This is a genomic window from Streptococcus sp. CF4-3, from assembly GCF_024295385.1.
In the GTDB taxonomy this organism is placed as follows: Bacteria; Bacillota; Bacilli; order Lactobacillales; family Streptococcaceae; genus Streptococcus; species Streptococcus infantis_I.
Genome location: NZ_JANCPN010000012.1, coordinates 1 through 18096 on the forward strand (window position 1 = coordinate 1; position 18096 = coordinate 18096).

Annotated in this window: 16 protein-coding genes, 2 tRNA genes and 1 pseudogene; 16 read left to right on the forward strand and 3 right to left on the reverse strand. The window is 33.9% G+C overall.

Translation table 11 applies throughout. The annotated features are described in order from the left end of the window. The 3 genes and pseudogenes from NML75_RS08490 to rlmH form a co-directional block, all read right to left on the reverse strand. Positions 1-388, reverse strand: a pseudogene (locus NML75_RS08490) (competence system sensor histidine kinase ComD); the annotation flags it as partial. A 168-nt stretch (positions 389-556) separates the two neighbouring features. After that, positions 557-630, reverse strand: a tRNA-Arg gene (locus NML75_RS08495). Between the two features lie 41 nt (positions 631-671). Further along, positions 672-1151 carry a 23S rRNA (pseudouridine(1915)-N(3))-methyltransferase RlmH gene (gene rlmH, locus NML75_RS08500; protein WP_070677796.1) on the reverse strand — a complete coding sequence of 160 codons (480 nt, stop codon included), beginning with the start codon at positions 1149-1151 and terminating at the stop codon, positions 672-674. 183 nt (positions 1152-1334) lie between these two features. Here rlmH and NML75_RS08505 point away from each other — a divergent pair, with 183 nt between their 5' ends. The 16 genes from NML75_RS08505 to NML75_RS08580 all read left to right on the forward strand — a co-directional run bounded on the left by NML75_RS08505 (position 1335) and on the right by NML75_RS08580 (position 17917). After that, complete coding sequence (locus NML75_RS08505; RefSeq protein ID WP_254804371.1) at positions 1335-2516, forward strand: S1C family serine protease; 1182 nt, start codon at positions 1335-1337, stop codon at positions 2514-2516. 59 nt (positions 2517-2575) lie between these two features. Next, positions 2576-3337 carry a ParB/RepB/Spo0J family partition protein gene (locus NML75_RS08510; protein WP_070677793.1) on the forward strand — a complete coding sequence of 254 codons (762 nt, stop codon included), beginning with the start codon at positions 2576-2578 and terminating at the stop codon, positions 3335-3337. 212 nt (positions 3338-3549) lie between these two features. Next, positions 3550-4908, forward strand: coding sequence for a chromosomal replication initiator protein DnaA (dnaA, locus tag NML75_RS08515; RefSeq protein ID WP_225750758.1), 1359 nt, complete (start codon positions 3550-3552; stop codon positions 4906-4908). Positions 4909-5066: 158 nt separating this feature from the next. Further along, positions 5067-6203: a DNA polymerase III subunit beta gene (gene dnaN / locus NML75_RS08520; RefSeq protein WP_070677791.1), complete on the forward strand. Its 1137-nt coding sequence runs from the start codon at positions 5067-5069 to the stop codon at positions 6201-6203. A gap of 66 nt (positions 6204-6269) precedes the next feature. Then, complete coding sequence (locus NML75_RS08525) at positions 6270-6464, forward strand: DUF951 domain-containing protein (RefSeq protein ID WP_004250933.1); 195 nt, start codon at positions 6270-6272, stop codon at positions 6462-6464. Between the two features lie 84 nt (positions 6465-6548). Beyond that, entirely contained in the window at positions 6549-7664 is a 1116-nt protein-coding gene (gene ychF / locus NML75_RS08530; protein ID WP_074324764.1) for a redox-regulated ATPase YchF, read from the forward strand. A 72-nt stretch (positions 7665-7736) separates the two neighbouring features. Next, the gene (gene pth, locus NML75_RS08535) at positions 7737-8306 is read left to right on the forward strand and encodes an aminoacyl-tRNA hydrolase (RefSeq protein ID WP_070677787.1); all 570 of its coding nucleotides are present in this window, start codon (positions 7737-7739) and stop codon (positions 8304-8306) included. Next, the gene (mfd, locus tag NML75_RS08540; RefSeq protein WP_254804372.1) at positions 8299-11802 is read left to right on the forward strand and encodes a transcription-repair coupling factor; all 3504 of its coding nucleotides are present in this window, start codon (positions 8299-8301) and stop codon (positions 11800-11802) included. The genes pth and mfd overlap by 8 nt, the downstream gene beginning before the upstream one ends. A 65-nt stretch (positions 11803-11867) precedes the next feature. After that, positions 11868-12134, forward strand: a complete 267-nt coding sequence (locus NML75_RS08545; protein ID WP_004250926.1) for an RNA-binding S4 domain-containing protein — start codon at positions 11868-11870, stop codon at positions 12132-12134. Further along, entirely contained in the window at positions 12127-12495 is a 369-nt protein-coding gene (locus tag NML75_RS08550; RefSeq protein WP_004250925.1) for a septum formation initiator family protein, read from the forward strand. The genes NML75_RS08545 and NML75_RS08550 overlap by 8 nt, the downstream gene beginning before the upstream one ends. 6 nt (positions 12496-12501) lie before the next feature. Continuing rightward, complete coding sequence (locus NML75_RS08555; protein WP_004250924.1) at positions 12502-12624, forward strand: SP_0009 family protein; 123 nt, start codon at positions 12502-12504, stop codon at positions 12622-12624. After that, positions 12617-13885 carry a serine hydrolase gene (locus tag NML75_RS08560; protein ID WP_004250922.1) on the forward strand — a complete coding sequence of 423 codons (1269 nt, stop codon included), beginning with the start codon at positions 12617-12619 and terminating at the stop codon, positions 13883-13885. Before NML75_RS08555 ends, NML75_RS08560 begins: the two co-directional genes overlap by 8 nt. Next, positions 13882-15159 (forward strand): tRNA lysidine(34) synthetase TilS, encoded by a 1278-nt coding sequence (tilS, locus tag NML75_RS08565; protein WP_004250920.1) that lies wholly within the window; start codon positions 13882-13884, stop codon positions 15157-15159. Before NML75_RS08560 ends, tilS begins: the two co-directional genes overlap by 4 nt. A gap of 4 nt (positions 15160-15163) precedes the next feature. Continuing rightward, the gene (hpt, locus tag NML75_RS08570; RefSeq protein ID WP_004250918.1) at positions 15164-15706 is read left to right on the forward strand and encodes a hypoxanthine phosphoribosyltransferase; all 543 of its coding nucleotides are present in this window, start codon (positions 15164-15166) and stop codon (positions 15704-15706) included. A gap of 16 nt (positions 15707-15722) precedes the next feature. Next, the gene (gene ftsH / locus NML75_RS08575) at positions 15723-17681 is read left to right on the forward strand and encodes an ATP-dependent zinc metalloprotease FtsH (RefSeq protein ID WP_070677781.1); all 1959 of its coding nucleotides are present in this window, start codon (positions 15723-15725) and stop codon (positions 17679-17681) included. Positions 17682-17845: 164 nt separating this feature from the next. Continuing rightward, positions 17846-17917: transfer RNA gene (locus NML75_RS08580), tRNA-Glu, on the forward strand. Positions 17918-18096 lie beyond the last annotated feature (179 nt).

Sequence of the window (18096 nt, forward strand, 5' to 3'; positions counted from 1 at the left end):
AAGTCAGCAATAAAACTACTACAAAAAACAAATCTTCATATTTGGTTACAAAAGAATCACCTGTAACAGAGGATATGGTTACGGATAAAAAAGTATGAGTGCTATGATATAATAAAGACAATAGCAGACTGATAAAAATAGCTTTGTATTTATCAAACTTTTTTAACCCTATTAAATAAAAAAATATAATACAGGTAAATGAAATTTTTTCCATTCCAAATCCATCTAGATAAATAAAATAGAATAAAACTTCAACTATAAACTGTAATATAAATACCCAAGAAATAAACAGATATCTTTCTTTTTTTGTTGCCTTACAAATGAGTTCATAGCTATTTGTTAGAATAAGAATATGAAGAATAACTATGAGTATTTTCAATAAATCCATTATATCTCCCTATAATGTTTTCTCTTTTTTCTTATAAATGAACTTACCAATCTATTATACAAAATGTGATTTATATTATAAGTGATCATTCTCAACTGCACATTTTTGTACCTGAACTGTCAATTTTTACAAAAAACGCTGGGTTTCCCCAGCGTTAAATCTAGTATATGATCCCAGCAGGATTCGAACCTGCGACCGTTCGCTTAGAAGGCGAATGCTCTATCCAGCTGAGCTATGAGACCTAACTAGTTTATCTTATCAAAATAATCGAAAATAGTCAATCCTATTTATGATAGGGAGAACCTTGTTGGATGGTAAAGGCTCGATATATCTGTTCTACAAGAACTAGACGCATTAATTGGTGAGGAAGAGTTAAACGACCAAAACTAAGGGATAGATTCGCACGCTTTTTTACTTGAGGAGAGAGTCCTAAACTCCCACCGATAACAAAGGTTAAGGTTGAAAAACCATTAATAGATGCTTGTTCTAACTGTTTACTGAATTCTTCAGAAGACAAGGTTTTCCCTTCAATAGCTAAAACGACAACAAATTCTCTATCCCCAATTTTGGAAAGGATTCGATTTCCCTCTAAATCCAAGATTTTTTCATTTTCAGAATCACTAGCACGATCGGGAGTCTTTTCATCAGCTAATTCGATCATTTCTACGGCAGCAAATCGTGATATTCTTTTAGAATATTCTGCAATTCCATCTTTGAGATACTTTTCTTTTAGTTTTCCAACTGTTACAAGTTTAATTTTCATGCTTCTATTTTACCATAATCGTGTTCTATTCACATCTTATTCACAAATGAAAAAGGTGAAAAACACAATAAATTCACAAATTTTCAACAATTATCCACAGATTGTTGAAAACTTAAGTTTTTTAAGTTAGAATTAAGTTAATAATCTTATACTTTCACTAATTAATCAAATATGGAGGATTCTATGAAAAACTTAAACAAGTTTTCAAAAACAATTGGACAACTTTTACTAGTTATTCTTATTAGCTTTTTTAGTGGTCTATTAGGAAGTTTGGCTGTTCTTCAGTTCAACCAAAAGCAAGGAGGTGGAGAACAAAATAGTGCAGCAGTCACTCAGACTGCTTCGAAAAATGAAAATTCTACCACACAGGCTGTAGATAAAGTTAAAGATGCAGTTGTATCGATTATCACTTATTCAGAAAACTCTCAAGGTGGTTTTGTTGGAACTGATGATACTGATACAGATTCAAACACTGAACAAATTAACAGTGAAGGTTCTGGTGTTATTTATAAAAAAGAAGGTGAATCTGCCTATTTAGTTACTAATACTCACGTTATTAATGGCGCTAAAAAAGTTGACGTTCGTTTGACTGATGGAACAAAAGTCCCAGGTGAAATTGTTGGTTCTGATACCTATTCTGATATTGCAGTAGTAAAAATATCTTCAGAAAAAGTTTCTACAGTTGCTGAGTTTGGTGATTCAAGTCAATTAGCTGTTGGAGAAACGGCTATCGCAATCGGTAGTCCTTTAGGTTCAGAATATGCAAATACAGTTACTCAAGGGATTGTATCAAGCTTGAACAGACATGTTTCTTTGAAAGCTGAAGATGGTCAAGCCATTTCAACAAATGCCATCCAAACAGACACAGCTATTAACCCTGGTAACTCTGGAGGTCCTTTGATTAACATTCAGGGAGAAGTTATCGGTATTACATCAAGTAAAATTGCCTCAAATGGTGGAACATCTGTAGAAGGCCTTGGTTTTGCTATTCCTGCAAATGATGTTATTAATATTATTAAACAATTAGAAAAAGATGGAAAAGTAACTCGACCAGCGCTTGGTATCCACATGGTTAACTTAACAAACCTCAGCACAGCTGACCTTCAAAAATTAAAACTTCCTGACAACGTTACTTCTGGTGTAGCTGTTCGTTCTGTTCAAAAGAACATGCCTGCAAATGGACATTTACAACAATATGATGTTATCACAAAAATAGATGATACTAAAATTTCTTCTACTACTGAATTACAAAATGCACTTTACAGTCACTCTATTGGTGATGAAATGACTGTAACTTATTACCGTAATGGTAAAGAAGAAAAAACTACAATCAAACTAGATAAGAGTACAAGTGATTTAAATTAATAGTTTACATATTTGTAAACCTACTTTACAGAATATTAAAGATATGATACTGTAGAAATATGGAAGAACTCAAACTAATTCGTATCAGTGATATTCAAAAAAATCCCTATCAACCTCGTAAAGAATTCTCAAAAGAAAAAATTCAAGAACTTGCCCAATCTATTAAAGAAAATGGTTTAATTCAACCCATTATTGTCCGTCAATCTCCAGTTATCGGATATGAAATCCTAGCTGGAGAAAGACGGTATCGGGCATCGATAGCAGCTGGGCTATCAGAAATTCCTGTAATCATCAAAAAATTATCTGATCAGGATATGATGGTTCACTCAATCATTGAAAATTTACAACGAGAAGACTTAAATCCGATTGAAGAAGCAAAAGCTTATCAATCTTTAATTGATAAAGGATATACTCATGCAGACATTGCTGAAAAAATGGGGAAATCACGCCCTTATATCACTAATCTTGTTCGATTGCTAACGCTCCCTGATTTTATTTTAAAAGAAGTAGAAACTGGAAAATTGTCTCAAGCACATGCTAGACTTCTAATCCAACTACCTTTGAAAGAACAAAAAAATTTACTCAATCGCATTCAGAAAGAGGATTTATCAGTTCGGCAGGTGGAACATCTACTTAAAGAAGAAAAAAATAAGAAGAAAACCAAAGAAAAAGATCACTTTATCAAAGAAGAAGAAGAAAATTTGAAAAAATTGTTGGGATTAGATGTCCAAATCGTCCTTCAAAAAAAAGAGGCAGGAAAAATAACTATCTCTTTTCATAATCAAGAAGAATACCAACGTTTTATTAACAGCCTGAAATAAGGCTGTTATTTTATTTTTCTAAACTCACATACTTATCCACTGGATTAGTATAGAAAAAGTCTATTAAATCAAAATCTAAACCTTTTATCCACAAGTTGTGGATAAATCTTTTAAACATTGTGGATTGTTTTTCACAAGTTGTGGAAAAATTGCTTTCTATGTGATAAAATAGTGTTTAAGATTACACCATTTAGAAAAGGAGGAGTTTGTTGTTGAAAGAAAAACAATTTTGGAATCAGATTTTAGAATTAGCTAAAGAGAGATTGACTCGATCAATGTTTGATTTCTACGCAACACCTGCTGAATTAATAAAGGTTGAGGGAAATGTAGCTACCATATTTTTGCCCAGATCTGAAATGGAAATGGTTTGGAGTACAAAACTCAATGATATTATTGTAGCTGTCGGTTTTCAAATCTATGATACTGAAATAAAAGCTCAATATGTATTGACTAAAGAAGATTCTAATACCTCCGATATAGCAAGCAATGTTGAAAACAGTAATCATCAACAGGAAGAAATTAAAAAATCTATACCCTATTCAGAAACAGGATTAAGAGACATCTATACTTTTGATAATTTTATCCAAGGTGATGGAAATATTTGGGCTAAGTCTGCTGCTTTAGCTGTCTCTGAAGATCCTGGATTAACTTATAATCCTCTGTTTATATATGGTGGACCCGGTTTAGGAAAAACTCACTTGCTCAATGCTTTGGGGAACGAAATTCTCAAAAAAAATCCTAATACGCGTGTAAAATATATTCCTGCTGAAAGCTTTATTAATGAATTTTTAGATCATCTAAGACTCAATGATATGGATAATTTTAAAAAAACCTATCGAAGTATAGATCTCCTTCTTATTGATGATATTCAATCTCTCAGTGGAAATAAAGTGCAAACTCAGGAAGAGTTTTTCAACACATTTAATAACCTTCATAGTAATAATAAACAGATCGTTTTAACGAGTGACCGTAGGCCAGAACAACTAGAAAATCTACCTGAACGACTTGTCACGCGCTTCTCATGGGGATTAACAACGGATATTACTCCACCTGATTTTGAAACTCGTATCGCTATCCTAAATAGTAAAACAGAGGATTTAGATTATCATTTTCAACCTGACACAATCGAATATTTGGCTGGCCAGTTTGATTCAAATGTACGTGAATTAGAAGGTGCGCTCAAAGATATTAGTCTCATGGCTAAAGTTAAACAAATCAACACTATAACTGTGGATATTGCATCTGAGGCTATACGTGCTAGAAAACAAAGCGTCAGCACCATGATCGTCATTCCGATTGAAAAAATCCAAGAGGAAGTCGGAAAATTTTATGATGTGAGCGTTAAGGAGATGAAGGGAACTAGACGTGTTCAGAGTATTGTTCTAGCTCGCCAAGTTGCTATGTACCTAGCTAGAGAATTAACTGATAACAGTCTTCCAAAAATCGGAAAAGAATTTGGTGGTAAAGATCATACAACCGTCATTCATGCTCATGCAAAAATCAAATCTATGATTGAAACTGATGATAAATTACGTATAGAAATCGAAACCATCAAAAAGAAAATTAAATAACTTGTGGATAAGTCTTTAAAATTTTACTGATTTATTAACAAATTTTAAACAAGTATAACTTCTTGATTTTTCTAAACTAAACTTGGTTTTCCACAGATTTCACACAGCCTACTATTACTATTAACCTTCTAATAATAAAAATAAATAAAGGAGATTCCATGATTCATTTTTCTATTAATAAAAATTTATTCCTGCAATCATTAAATATTACAAAACGTGCTATTAATTCAAAAAATGCTATTCCTGTTTTATCAACTATTAAAATTGATGTGACTAACGAAGGAATTACATTAATTGGATCAAATGGTCAAATTTCAATTGAGAATTTCATTTCTCAAAAAGATGAAAATGCAGGTCTTTTGATTAACTCTTTAGGATCAATTCTTTTAGAAGCTTCTTTCTTTATCAATGTTGTTTCTAGTCTTCCAGATGTGACTCTTGATTTTAAAGAAATTGAACAACATCAAATTGTACTAACAAGTGGAAAATCAGAAATTACTCTGAAAGGAAAAGACAGCGAACAGTATCCACGTATTCAGGAAATTGCAGCAAGTAATCCTCTAGTTCTTGAAACAAAACTTCTTAAGAAAATTATCAATGAAACTGCTTTTGCTGCTAGTGTACAAGAAAGCCGTCCAATCTTGACTGGTGTACACTTTGTCCTAAGTAATCATCAAGAATTAAAAACAGTAGCAACAGACTCACATCGTCTCAGCCAGAAAAAATTAACTCTTGAAAAAAATAGTGATAATTTTGATGTTGTTATCCCAAGTCGCTCTCTACGCGAATTTTCAGCTGTTTTTACGGACGATATCGAAACAGTAGAGATTTTCTTCGCAAACAACCAAATTCTCTTTAGAAGCGAAAATATTAGCTTCTATACACGTCTCTTAGAAGGTAATTATCCTGATACAGATCGTCTGATTCCAACAGATTTTAATACGACAGTAACTTTTGATGTTGTGAATCTACGTCAATCTATGGAACGTGCACGTCTTTTATCAAGTGCTACTCAAAATGGAACTGTAAAATTAGAAATCAAACAAGGAGTAGTTACAGCTCATGTAAATTCTCCAGAAGTTGGTAAAGTAAACGAAGAAATCGATACAATTGCTGTATCTGGTGAAGATTTAACTATTAGCTTTAACCCAACTTACTTGATTGAAGCACTAAAAGCCTTGAATAGTGAAAAGGTAACAATCAGTTTCATTTCAGCAGTTCGTCCATTTACCTTGGTACCAGCTGATACAGATGAAGATTTCATGCAGCTGATTACACCAGTTCGTACAAATTAAGTTAAAGAGGTTGAGCCTAGCTCACCTCTTTTATGATATAATCAGAAATATGAAAAGGAGAGTAGTATGTATCAAGTTGGAAATTTTGTTGAAATGAAAAAACCACACGCTTGTACAATCAAGTCTACAGGTAAAAAAGCCAATCGTTGGGAAATTACACGTTTAGGTGCAGATATCAAAATAAAATGCAGTAATTGTGATCATGTTGTCATGATGAGTCGCTATGATTTTGAAAGAAAAATGAGTAAAATTATCGACTAAATGCAAGTAGTTAGAGGGTTAGCAAGTTTTCCCTTTTTGTGTTATAATATTGAAGATTGAAATGTGAACGGAGAATGAGAAATTATGGCTTTAACAGCAGGTATCGTGGGTTTGCCAAACGTTGGTAAATCAACCCTATTTAATGCAATTACAAAAGCAGGAGCAGAGGCTGCAAACTATCCATTTGCAACTATTGACCCAAACGTTGGGATGGTAGAAGTTCCAGATGAACGTCTACAAAAATTGACTGAAATGATTACTCCTAAGAAGACAGTTCCAACAACCTTTGAATTTACAGATATTGCAGGGATTGTAAAAGGTGCATCAAAAGGAGAAGGTCTTGGAAATAAATTCTTGGCCAATATACGTGAAGTTGATGCCATTGTCCATGTAGTTCGTGCCTTTGATGATGAGAATGTCATGCGTGAGCAAGGTCGTGAAGATGCTTTTGTAGATCCATTAGCAGATATTGATACCATTAACCTAGAATTGATTCTTGCTGACTTAGAATCTGTTAATAAACGCTATACGCGTGTGGAAAAGATGGCACGTACGCAAAAAGATAAGGAATCAGTTGCAGAATTTAACGTTCTCCAAAAGATTAAACCTGTCCTTGAAGACGGTAAGTCAGCACGTACCATTGAATTTACAGATGAAGAGCAAAAGGTTGTTAAAGGTCTTTTCCTCTTAACTACGAAACCAGTTCTTTATGTAGCAAATGTGGATGAGGATGTTGTTGGAGACCCAGACTCTATTGATTATGTGAAGAAAATTCGTGAATTCGCAGCAACAGAAAATGCAGAGGTAGTAGTCATTTCAGCGCGTGCTGAAGAAGAAATTTCTGAGTTAGACGATGAAGATAAAAAAGAGTTTCTTGAAGCCATTGGTTTGACAGAATCAGGTGTGGACAAGTTGACTCGTGCAGCTTACCATCTATTAGGACTTGGAACTTACTTCACAGCTGGTGAAAAAGAAGTTCGTGCTTGGACCTTTAAACGTGGCATGAAAGCTCCTCAAGCTGCTGGAATTATCCACTCTGACTTCGAAAAAGGCTTTATTCGTGCAGTGACTATGTCTTATGATGATTTGATTAAATACGGCTCTGAAAAGGCGGTAAAAGAAGCTGGACGCTTGCGTGAAGAAGGAAAAGAATATGTCGTTCAAGATGGCGATATTATGGAATTCCGCTTTAACGTATAATCAACATTTTTAATAGTGTCAATTAGGTTGGAAAAAAATTCCAACCCTTTTAGCTTTTGAAAGGAAATTTAAATGACAAAATTACTTGTAGGATTGGGAAATCCAGGGGATAAATATTTTGAGACAAAGCATAATGTTGGTTTTATGTTGATTGACCAACTAGCAAAAAAACAGAATGTATCTTTTACACACGATAAAATATTCCAAGCTGAATTAGCTTCATTTTTCCTTAATGGTGAAAAAATTTATCTGGTAAAACCCACTACTTTTATGAATGAAAGTGGGAAAGCAGTTCATGCTTTATTAACCTACTATGGTTTAGATATCGAAGATTTACTGATTATTTACGATGATCTTGACATGGAAGTAGGAAAAATTCGACTTCGCGCTAAAGGATCAGCTGGCGGTCATAATGGTATCAAGTCAATTATCCAACATATTGGTACACAGGTTTTCAATCGTGTAAAGATTGGTATCGGTAGACCTAAAAAAGGAATGTCTGTTGTTCACCACGTTTTGAGTAAATTTGACAAGGATGACTATATAGGTATTTTACAGTCTATTGACAAGGTTGACGATGCTGTAAATTGTTATTTACAAGAGAAAAACTTTGAAAAAATAATGCAGAAATACAATGGGTAAGGGAATGTCATTAATCGAATTCTTTTTAGAGAACAAGCAGATACAATTATGGAGTGAACATTTATCTCTCAAGCAGAGGGAATTACTACTAGGTCTCTCTGGTTCAGCAAAGTCTTTAGCTATTGCAAGTAGTGTTAAAAATCAGAACAAGATTATAGTAATGACATCTACTTATGGAGAAGCTGATCGTCTAGTAAATGATTTAATTTCTATCCTGGGTACTGATATGGTTTATCCATTTTTAGTAGATGATTCACCAATGGTAGAATTTTTAGTATCGTCTCAAGAAAAGATTTTTTCAAGAGTTGAAGCCTTGCGTTTTCTAAGAGATAAATCTCAAAAAGGAATACTAGTTTGTAACATGGCAGCTAGCCGTTTATTCTTACCAGATCCTCAAGTCTTTGATAACAGTGTGTTAAAACTTGAAGTTGGCGAAGAGTGTGAACAAAGAGAATTAAAAAGTCAATTGATTTCACTTGGTTATAAAAAAGTTACTCAAGTTCAAAGTCAAGGTGAATTTAGTCTTCGAGGGGATATTTTAGATATCTTTGAAACTTCACAACTATCTCCTTACCGAATAGAATTTTTTGGTGATGAAATAGATGGGATTAGAGAATTCGACGCAGATACACAATTATCAAAAGATAGTCAATCTCAAGTCTCAATCTACCCAGCTAGTGATATTTTACTAGCTACTGAAGATTATCATCGTGGTCAACAATTCTTAGAACATGAGATGGATAAAACTATTTCACCTACATTAAAGTCGTACTTAGAAGAAGTTTTTAGTTGTGCGAAAGAGCAAGTTCTTCATGCTGATATTCGTAAATTTTTGTCTGTTTTTTATAAAAAACAGTGGACCTTGATTGACTACTTGAACCAAGTGCCTATTATCTTTGATGATTTTCAAAAAATTATGAATCAGTATGATATTTTTGATAAGGAAACAGCTAGCTACTTTACAGAGGATTTACACAACAGTAAAGCTGTATCAAGTTTACAATATTTTGCTGACGTAGAAAGTCAGTTTAAAAAATATTTACCAGCTAGCTTCTTTTCTAATTTTCAAAAGGGACTTGGAAATCTAAAATTTGATCATCTTTATCAATTTAATCAATATCCAATGCAAGAATTCTTCAATCAGTTTTCTTTTCTGAAAGAAGAAATTGAACGCTATAAAAAATTAAAATATACGATTGTTCTTCAATCAAGTAGCCAAACAGAACTAAAAAAACTGTCAACGATTCTTGATGAATATAGCATTAAAGTTGACAATAGTAATCAAAGTGAAATCTGTAAAGGAACTGTCAATCTTGTTGAAGGAAACCTTCGTCATGGTTTTCATTTTGTGGATGAGAATCTTGTATTCATCACTGAATATGAAATTTTCAAAAAGAAAATTAAACGCAAATACAGAAGACAAAATATCAGTAATGCTGAAAGATTAAAGGATTATAGTGAACTCCAAAAAGGAGATTATGTTGTTCATCAAATTCATGGGATTGGTCAATATTTAGGAATAGAAACGATTGAACTCAAAGGGATTCACCGAGATTATGTAAGTATCCAATATCAAAATGGAGATCGAATTTCTATCCCTGTAGAACAAATCCAAACCTTATCTAAGTATGTTTCAAGTGACGGTAAGGCTCCAAAGTTAAACAAATTAAACGATGGACGTTTTAAAAAAGCTAAGCAAAAAGTTAAAAATCAAGTTGAAGACATTGCAGATGACTTAATTAAGTTATATGCAGAGAGGAGTCAACTTGAAGGTTTTGCATTTTCAAAAGATGATGAAGATCAAGTTGCTTTTGATGAGGCTTTTCCTTATGTTGAAACTGAAGATCAACTTCGAAGTATCGAAGAAATTAAGAAAGATATGCAGGCTTCTCAACCAATGGATAGACTTTTAGTTGGAGATGTTGGTTTTGGTAAGACTGAGGTGGCCATGCGAGCTGCTTTTAAGGCTGTCAACAATCATAAACAGGTTGTTGTTTTAGTACCTACTACAGTTTTGGCTCAGCAACATTATAGTAATTTTAAGGAAAGATTTGAGCAATTTGCTGTCAATGTAGATGTTTTGAGTCGTTTTAGAAGTAAAAAAGAGCAGACTGAAACACTTGAAAAATTGAAAAAAGGCCAAGTTGATATCCTGATAGGAACCCATCGAGTTTTGTCTAAAGATGTTGAATTTGCTGATTTAGGATTAATCATCATCGATGAAGAACAACGTTTTGGTGTCAAACATAAGGAAGCTTTGAAGGAATTAAAAAAGAAGGTTGATGTCTTAACTTTGACAGCTACACCAATTCCTCGAACTCTACATATGTCTATGCTAGGTATTCGAGATTTATCTGTCATCGAAACTCCCCCAACCAATCGATATCCTGTACAAACCTATGTCCTTGAACAGAATGATCGTGTCATTCGAGATGCTGTATTGAGAGAAATTGATCGTGGTGGTCAGGTTTACTATCTTTACAATAAAGTTGACACGATTGAAAAGAAGGTTTCAGAGTTACAAGAACTGATTCCAGAAGCTTCTATTGGTTTTGTTCATGGTCAAATGAGTGAAATTCGTTTGGAGAATACACTACTTGAATTTATTGAAGGTGAATATGATATTTTAGTAACAACAACAATCATTGAAACAGGGGTAGACATTCCAAATGCCAATACCTTGTTTATCGAAAATGCGGATCATATGGGATTGTCAACCTTGTATCAATTAAGAGGTCGGGTTGGTCGTAGTAATCGTATTGCTTATGCCTATCTTATGTATAGACCAGATAAATCATTGACAGAAGTTTCTGAGAAGAGATTGGAGGCAATTAAAGGTTTCACTGAATTGGGTTCTGGTTTCAAAATTGCCATGCGTGATTTATCCATTCGTGGAGCGGGTAATCTTTTAGGAAGTTCGCAGTCAGGTTTTATCGATTCTGTTGGTTTTGAACTCTATTCTCAATTACTGGAAGAAGCAATTGCTAAGAAGAATGGAACTGATAAGAAACGTGAAAAAGGAAATGCTGAGTTAATTCTACAAATTGATGCCTATCTTCCAGATGAGTATATTTCGGATGAACGACATAAAATTGAGATTTACAAGAGAATTCGTCAAATTGACAACCGTGTCAATTACGAAGAATTACAAGATGAGTTGATAGACCGATTTGGAGAGTATCCAGATGTAGTTGCTTACCTCTTAGAAATTGGATTAGCTAAAGCTTATCTTGATAAAGTTTTTGTCAATCGTGTTGAAAGAAGAAATAATAAGCTTGTCATTCAATTTGAAAAGATATCCCAACAACTATTTTTAACACAAGATTATTTCCAGGCTCTTTCTCAGACAAATTTGAAGGCTAATATTTCTGAAAATCAAGGTTTAATCGAAGTTGTTTTTGATATTCGAAATAAAAAAGACTATGAGATTTTAGAAGGACTCTTAACCTTTGGAGAATCGTTAGCGAAGATAAAAGACTTAAAAGAGTCACATTAGGGCTTACCTTTTTTCTTCTATAAAAGGGATAAAAATGGTACAATAATAATTTGAGGTATTATAAGATGAGATTAGATAAATATTTAAAAGTATCACGAATTATTAAACGCCGTACGGTAGCTAAGGAAGTTGCAGATAAAGGGCGAATCAAGGTTAATGGTATCCTTGCTAAAAGTTCAACTGATTTAAAAATCAATGATCAGGTTGAAATTCGTTTTGGAAATAAATTGTTGCTTGTAAAGGTGCTCGAAATGAAAGATAGCACAAAAAAAGAAGATGCAGCTGGAATGTATGAAATTATCAGTGAAACAAGGGTAGAAGACGATGTATAAAAAAATAGTCCAAATGAATAATTCATTTATTCAAAATGAACACCAACGACGTAAATACATGATGGAAGAACGTCAAAAACGTAATCGTTTTATGGGTTGGGTTTTGATTTTGATTATGTTGCTATTCATCTTACCAACTTACAATTTAGCACAAAGTTACCAACAATTACTAACACGTCGCCAGCAACTAGCTGATTTGAAAAAACAATATCAGGACTTGAGCGATGAAAAGGATAAAGAAGCTAGTTTAGCAACTAAGCTAAAAGATGAATCCTATGCGGCTAAATATTCCCGTGCAAAATATTATTATTCAAAAACATGGGAGGAAGTTTATACAATTCCGGACTTACTTCCTAGGTAATGCGAAATGGAAAATTTATTAGATATTATCGAAAAATTTTTAAGTCAGTCAGATGAAAAATTAGATGAGTTAGCTCAAAAGAATCATCTGTTACGGCTACAAGAAGAAGAGGGGAAAAAGAATGCGTAAATTTTTAGTGATATTACTACTTCCTATTTTCCTAAAAAGCGTTCAAGTAGTAAGCACTGAGAATCCAGTTATCATTCCAAAACAAGAAGTTTATTCTTTAACTCATACTCCGTATCATTTTTATTATCAAGATACTATAGAATCTCCAAAATTTTATGGTGAGACGCCAGTTTATTCTACAGAAGACCTGATTAATGAATCGGGTAAAGTAAATGCAGAAACAAAATTATCTGTTTTAGAATGGCGATTAAATAAACAAGGACAACCTGTCTTTAAATTGTCAAATAATCAATTTGTAATGGCTGATAAACGACTTTTATACGATAGTTCCATCGTAAACGATTTTTCTAAACGAGTATGGCTAGAACCGGGATTTGTCGTTTATAATAGTCCTTATGATCAACAAGAATTAAAGTCTACTTTAGCGCCTTATCAAGAAGTTGAAGCAGATATGTCTATTTTTGCTGAAGGTCGTGAATTCATACATATCAAGCAAACGGGCTGGATTTCGACGGATTATATTTCCGATGATGATAATCGTATTCAGAAAGTACAAGAGTTGCTATCTGCAAATTATCAAAATGAACAGTTCTCTATTTATATTAAACAATTGAGTACAGGTAAGGAAGCTGGCATTAATGAAAATCAGAAAATGTATGCTGCTAGTGTTATGAAATTACCTTATCTTTATTCTGTTCAGGAAAAAATCAATCAAGGTGATTACCAACTTGACACGAAATTGAAGTATGTTTCCGAAGTTAATGATTTCCCTGGTTCTTATAAACCGGAAGGAAGCGGAAGTCTCCCTAAAACAGCGGACAATAAAGAATACACAATCAAAGATTTAATCACAAAAACTGCAAAAGAATCTGACAATGTAGCTCATAATATTCTCGCTTATTATATTACGAATAAATCAGATGAAGCCTTTAAAAAAGAAATGGCTACTATCGCAGGTGAAGAATGGGATGTGACAGATAAGATGGCTTCAGCTAAAATGGCTGGTCAAGTTATGGAATCTATTTATAATCAGAATGGTTTTGTTTTAGAATCTCTTTCACAAACATCTTTTGATAATCAGCGGATTGCTAAGAATATTTCTGCTAAGGTAGCCCATAAAATTGGGGATGCAGATGAATTTAAACACGATGTGGGAATAGTCTATACAGATTCTCCTTTCGTTGTTTCAATCTTTACCAAAAATTCTGATTACGATACTATTTCTAAAATTGCTAAGGATGTCTACGAGGTCCTAAAATGAGAGACCGCGATTTTTTAAATCATTTTCTAGAAAAAGGTTACTTTGAAGGACATTCAAGAGTTGTGCTGGCCTTGTCTGGTGGATTGGATTCGATGTTTCTTTTTCAACTTCTTTTGACCTATCAAAAAGAACTTGGTATTGAATTGTTTTTAGCTCATGTAAATCATAAACAACGACCAGAGTCAGATAATGAAGAAAATGAATTAAGAAAATTAGCTGAACAAGCTGGAGTTCCAATTTATGTAGCTTGTTTTACTGGAGATTTTTCAGAAGCGAATGCTCGTCAATTTCGCTATGAATTCTTTAGAGAAGTGATGGAGAAAACTTCATCTACAGCTCTTGTAACAGCTCATCATGCAGATGATCAAGTTGAGACGATCTTTATGCGATTGATTAGAGGTGTTAGACTACACCATTTATCAGCTATTAAAGAAAGACAAATGTTTGATAAGGGAGAGTTGATTCGTCCTTTGTTGTCTTTTTATAAGAAGGATTTTCCTGAAATTGAGCATTTTGAAGATTCAACGAATAAAGAAAATCACTATCTTCGCAATCGTATTCGCAACCTCTATCTGCCACAGTTAGAAAAAGAAAATGTTCAGGTAAAAAAAGCAATTTTAGAGTTTGGAAAAGAAGTTTCTGACTATCAAATTGCTCTGGCTGAATTATCTCAAGCAGTTGATGTAGAAGATTTAACTCAGTTTTTATCTTTTAGTGAAGCAACGCAAGGAGTTTTACTACAACAATACCTTAGTCGTTTTGCTGATTTAAATGTAACAAGAGAACAATTTCAAGAAATTCATCATATTTTAAAAACTAAGAGTCAATATCGCCATAATATAAAAAATGGTTATGAACTTATAAAAGAATACCAGCACTTTCAAATTGGTAAAATCAGACCAAAGTCTGATGAAAAAAGTAGTGAGTGTGTGTTAAACTATCAAAATCAAGTTTATTATGAAGGTTTTCTATTTTCATTTGGAATTCCTCTAAAAGGTGAAAATGTTCAACAAATAAATGTTTCCCGTGAAACATCATTGATTTTGCGGCATCGACAGCCAGGTGATTATTTGATAATAAATGGTCATCAAAAAAAAGTAAGGCGACTTTTTATTGATTTAAAAATTCCTGCAGAAAAACGAAAAAATGCGATTATTGTTGAGCAATTCGGAAAGATTTGTTCAATTTTAGGAATTGAACTCAGTGATTTGAGTATAAAAACGAAAAATGATATAATGAACACTGTACTTTATATAGAAAAAATAGATAGGTAAAATCATGTTAGAACAAGACATCAAGAAAATTATGATTTCGCAAGATGAAATTACAGAAGCAGCTAAGAAGTTAGGTGCTCAATTGACAAAAGATTATGAAGGGAAAAATCCGATTTTAGTTGGAATTTTAAAAGGATCTATTCCTTTTATGGCAGAATTAGTCAAATATATCGACACTCACCTTGAAATGGATTTTATGATGGTTTCTAGTTATCATGGTGGAACTGTAAGTAGTGGTGTCATTAATATCAAACAAGATGTCACTCAAGATGTTAAAGGTAGACACATTGTCTTTGTAGAAGATATTATTGATACTGGACAAACATTAAAAAGTTTGAGAGATATGTTTACTGCTAGAGAAGCAGCGTCTGTTAAGATTGTTACTATGCTGGATAAACCAGAAGGACGTACTGTAGAAATTGAAGCAGATTATACATGTTTTACAATTCCAAATGAATTCGTTGTAGGCTATGGTTTAGACTATAATGAAAATTATCGTAACCTTCCTTATGTAGGTGTATTGAAAGAGGAAGTTTACTCAAAATAGAAGGGTAAGTTGTTGAATGCAAAAACAAAATAATGGTTTTATAAAAAATCCATTTCTTTATTTGTTGATGATTTTCTTGCTAGTAACGGGATTCCAGTACTTTTTCGCTGGGAGAGTTGCCGGGCACAGTCAACAAATTAAATACTCAGAATTGGTGCAGGAAATCACTAATGACAATGTAAAAGAAATAACCTATCAACCAAGTGGTAGTATTATTGAAGTGTCTGGTGTCTATAAAACTGCTAAAACAGAAAAACCGGAAACAGGTATTCAGTTTTTCACACCTTCTGCAACAAAAGTAGAAAAATTTACAAGTATTATTCTTCCATCGGATACTACTGTAGCAGATTTGCAAAAACTAGCTGGTGAACACCAAACACAAGTTGAAGTCAAGCACGAAAGCTCAAGTGGTATGTGGATTAACATCCTAGTTTCGGTAGTGCCATTTGCTATTTTATTCTTCTTCCTATTTTCTATGATGGGAAATATGGGAGGAAACAGCGGACGCAATCCGATGAGTTTTGGACGCAGTAAAGCTAAGGCTGCTAATAAGGAAGATATCAAAGTACGCTTTTCAGATGTAGCAGGAGCTGAAGAAGAAAAACAAGAACTTGTTGAAGTTGTTGAATTCTTGAAAGATCCAAAACGCTTTACAAAATTAGGTGCTCGTATCCCAGCTGGTGTTCTCTTAGAGGGACCTCCGGGAACTGGTAAAACATTACTTGCTAAAGCAGTAGCAGGAGAAGCTGGAGTACCGTTCTTTAGTATTTCAGGTTCTGACTTCGTAGAAATGTTCGTTGGTGTCGGTGCCAGCCGTGTACGTTCACTCTTTGAGGACGCTAAAAAAGCAGCGCCAGCTATTATCTTCATCGATGAAATTGATGCCGTTGGTCGCCAACGTGGTGTCGGTCTTGGTGGAGGTAATGATGAACGTGAACAAACCTTGAACCAACTCTTGATTGAAATGGATGGTTTTGAAGGAAATGAAGGGATAATTGTCATTGCGGCAACGAACCGTTCAGATGTTCTAGATCCAGCCCTTCTTCGTCCAGGTCGTTTTGACAGAAAAGTATTGGTTGGTCGTCCAGATGTTAAAGGACGCGAAGCAATTCTGAAAGTCCATGCTAGAAATAAACCTCTAGCAGAAGATGTGGATTTGAAGTTAGTAGCACAACAAACTCCAGGTTTTGTTGGTGCTGATTTAGAAAATGTATTGAACGAAGCGGCATTAGTTGCTGCCCGTCGTAACAAATCAGTCATTGATGCTTCTGATATTGATGAGGCAGAAGACCGCGTTATTGCAGGGCCTTCTAAGAAAGATAAAACTGTTTCTCAAAAAGAACGTGAAATGGTTGCTTATCACGAAGCCGGGCACACTATCGTAGGGTTAGTCTTATCAAATGCGCGTGTCGTTCATAAGGTAACAATTGTTCCACGTGGTCGTGCAGGTGGTTACATGATTGCTCTTCCAAAAGAAGATCAAATGTTGCTATCTAAAGAAGATATGAAAGAACAATTAGCTGGTTTGATGGGTGGACGTGTTGCTGAAGAAATCATCTTTAATGTCCAAACAACAGGTGCATCAAACGACTTTGAGCAAGCTACACAAATGGCGCGTGCAATGGTTACAGAGTATGGTATGAGTGAAAAACTCGGACCTGTTCAATACGAAGGTAATCATGCTATGTTTGGTGCTCAAACTCCACAAAAATCTATTTCAGAACGTACTGCATATGAAATTGATGAAGAAGTTCGAGCATTGTTGAATGAAGCACGTAATAAAGCAGCTGAAATTATTCAATCAAATCGTGAAACGCATAAATTAATTGCAGAAGCCTTATTGAAATATGAAACATTGGATAGTACACAAATCAAATCTCTTTACGAAACAGGGAAAATGCCTGAATCAGTAGAAGAGGAATCACGTGCCCTATCATATGATGAAGTCAAATCAAAAATGGCTGAAGAAAACTAAAATATTAGTAGACAAGATACAAGAGAGGATACTATTATATCCTCTCTTTCTTATTTATAAAAACTAATCTATGAAAACCAGTAAAAAAATTTCAGAAAAAACAAATCAAACTAGTTGACAAGAATCTAAAAGTAGGTATAATAGAAAGAGTTGAAAAAGCTCAAGGTCCGTTGGTCAAGGGGTTAAGACACCGCCTTTTCACGGCGGTAACACGGGTTCGAATCCCGTACGGACTATGGGTGTATCGCGGTTGATGGAAATAGGATTTAAAAAAAGTTAAAAAAACCTGTTGACAGAGAAAAGTGACTGTGATATACTAATATAGTTGTCGCAAGCGCGACAAAGACCTTTGAAAACTGAACAAGACGAACCAATGTGCAGGGCACTATAACTTAAGGTTATAGTACTGAACAAT

Bases quoted from the DNA above. Each gene is read 5' to 3' on its own strand.
- rlmH (WP_070677796.1), bottom strand. From the start codon at position 1,151: ATGAAAATTAAACTTGTAACAGTTGGAAAACTAAAAGAAAAGTATCTC.
- NML75_RS08505 (WP_254804371.1), top strand. From the start codon at position 1,335: ATGAAAAACTTAAACAAGTTTTCAAAAACAATTGGACAACTTTTACTA.
- NML75_RS08510 (WP_070677793.1), top strand. From the start codon at position 2,576: ATGGAAGAACTCAAACTAATTCGTATCAGTGATATTCAAAAAAATCCC.
- dnaN (WP_070677791.1), top strand. From the start codon at position 5,067: ATGATTCATTTTTCTATTAATAAAAATTTATTCCTGCAATCATTAAAT.
- NML75_RS08525 (WP_004250933.1), top strand. From the start codon at position 6,270: ATGTATCAAGTTGGAAATTTTGTTGAAATGAAAAAACCACACGCTTGT.
- ychF (WP_074324764.1), top strand. From the start codon at position 6,549: ATGGCTTTAACAGCAGGTATCGTGGGTTTGCCAAACGTTGGTAAATCA.
- pth (WP_070677787.1), top strand. From the start codon at position 7,737: ATGACAAAATTACTTGTAGGATTGGGAAATCCAGGGGATAAATATTTT.
- mfd (WP_254804372.1), top strand. From the start codon at position 8,299: ATGGGTAAGGGAATGTCATTAATCGAATTCTTTTTAGAGAACAAGCAG.
- NML75_RS08545 (WP_004250926.1), top strand. From the start codon at position 11,868: ATGAGATTAGATAAATATTTAAAAGTATCACGAATTATTAAACGCCGT.
- NML75_RS08550 (WP_004250925.1), top strand. From the start codon at position 12,127: ATGTATAAAAAAATAGTCCAAATGAATAATTCATTTATTCAAAATGAA.
- NML75_RS08555 (WP_004250924.1), top strand. From the start codon at position 12,502: ATGGAAAATTTATTAGATATTATCGAAAAATTTTTAAGTCAGTCAGAT.
- NML75_RS08560 (WP_004250922.1), top strand. From the start codon at position 12,617: ATGCGTAAATTTTTAGTGATATTACTACTTCCTATTTTCCTAAAAAGC.
- tilS (WP_004250920.1), top strand. From the start codon at position 13,882: ATGAGAGACCGCGATTTTTTAAATCATTTTCTAGAAAAAGGTTACTTT.
- hpt (WP_004250918.1), top strand. From the start codon at position 15,164: ATGTTAGAACAAGACATCAAGAAAATTATGATTTCGCAAGATGAAATT.
- ftsH (WP_070677781.1), top strand. From the start codon at position 15,723: ATGCAAAAACAAAATAATGGTTTTATAAAAAATCCATTTCTTTATTTG.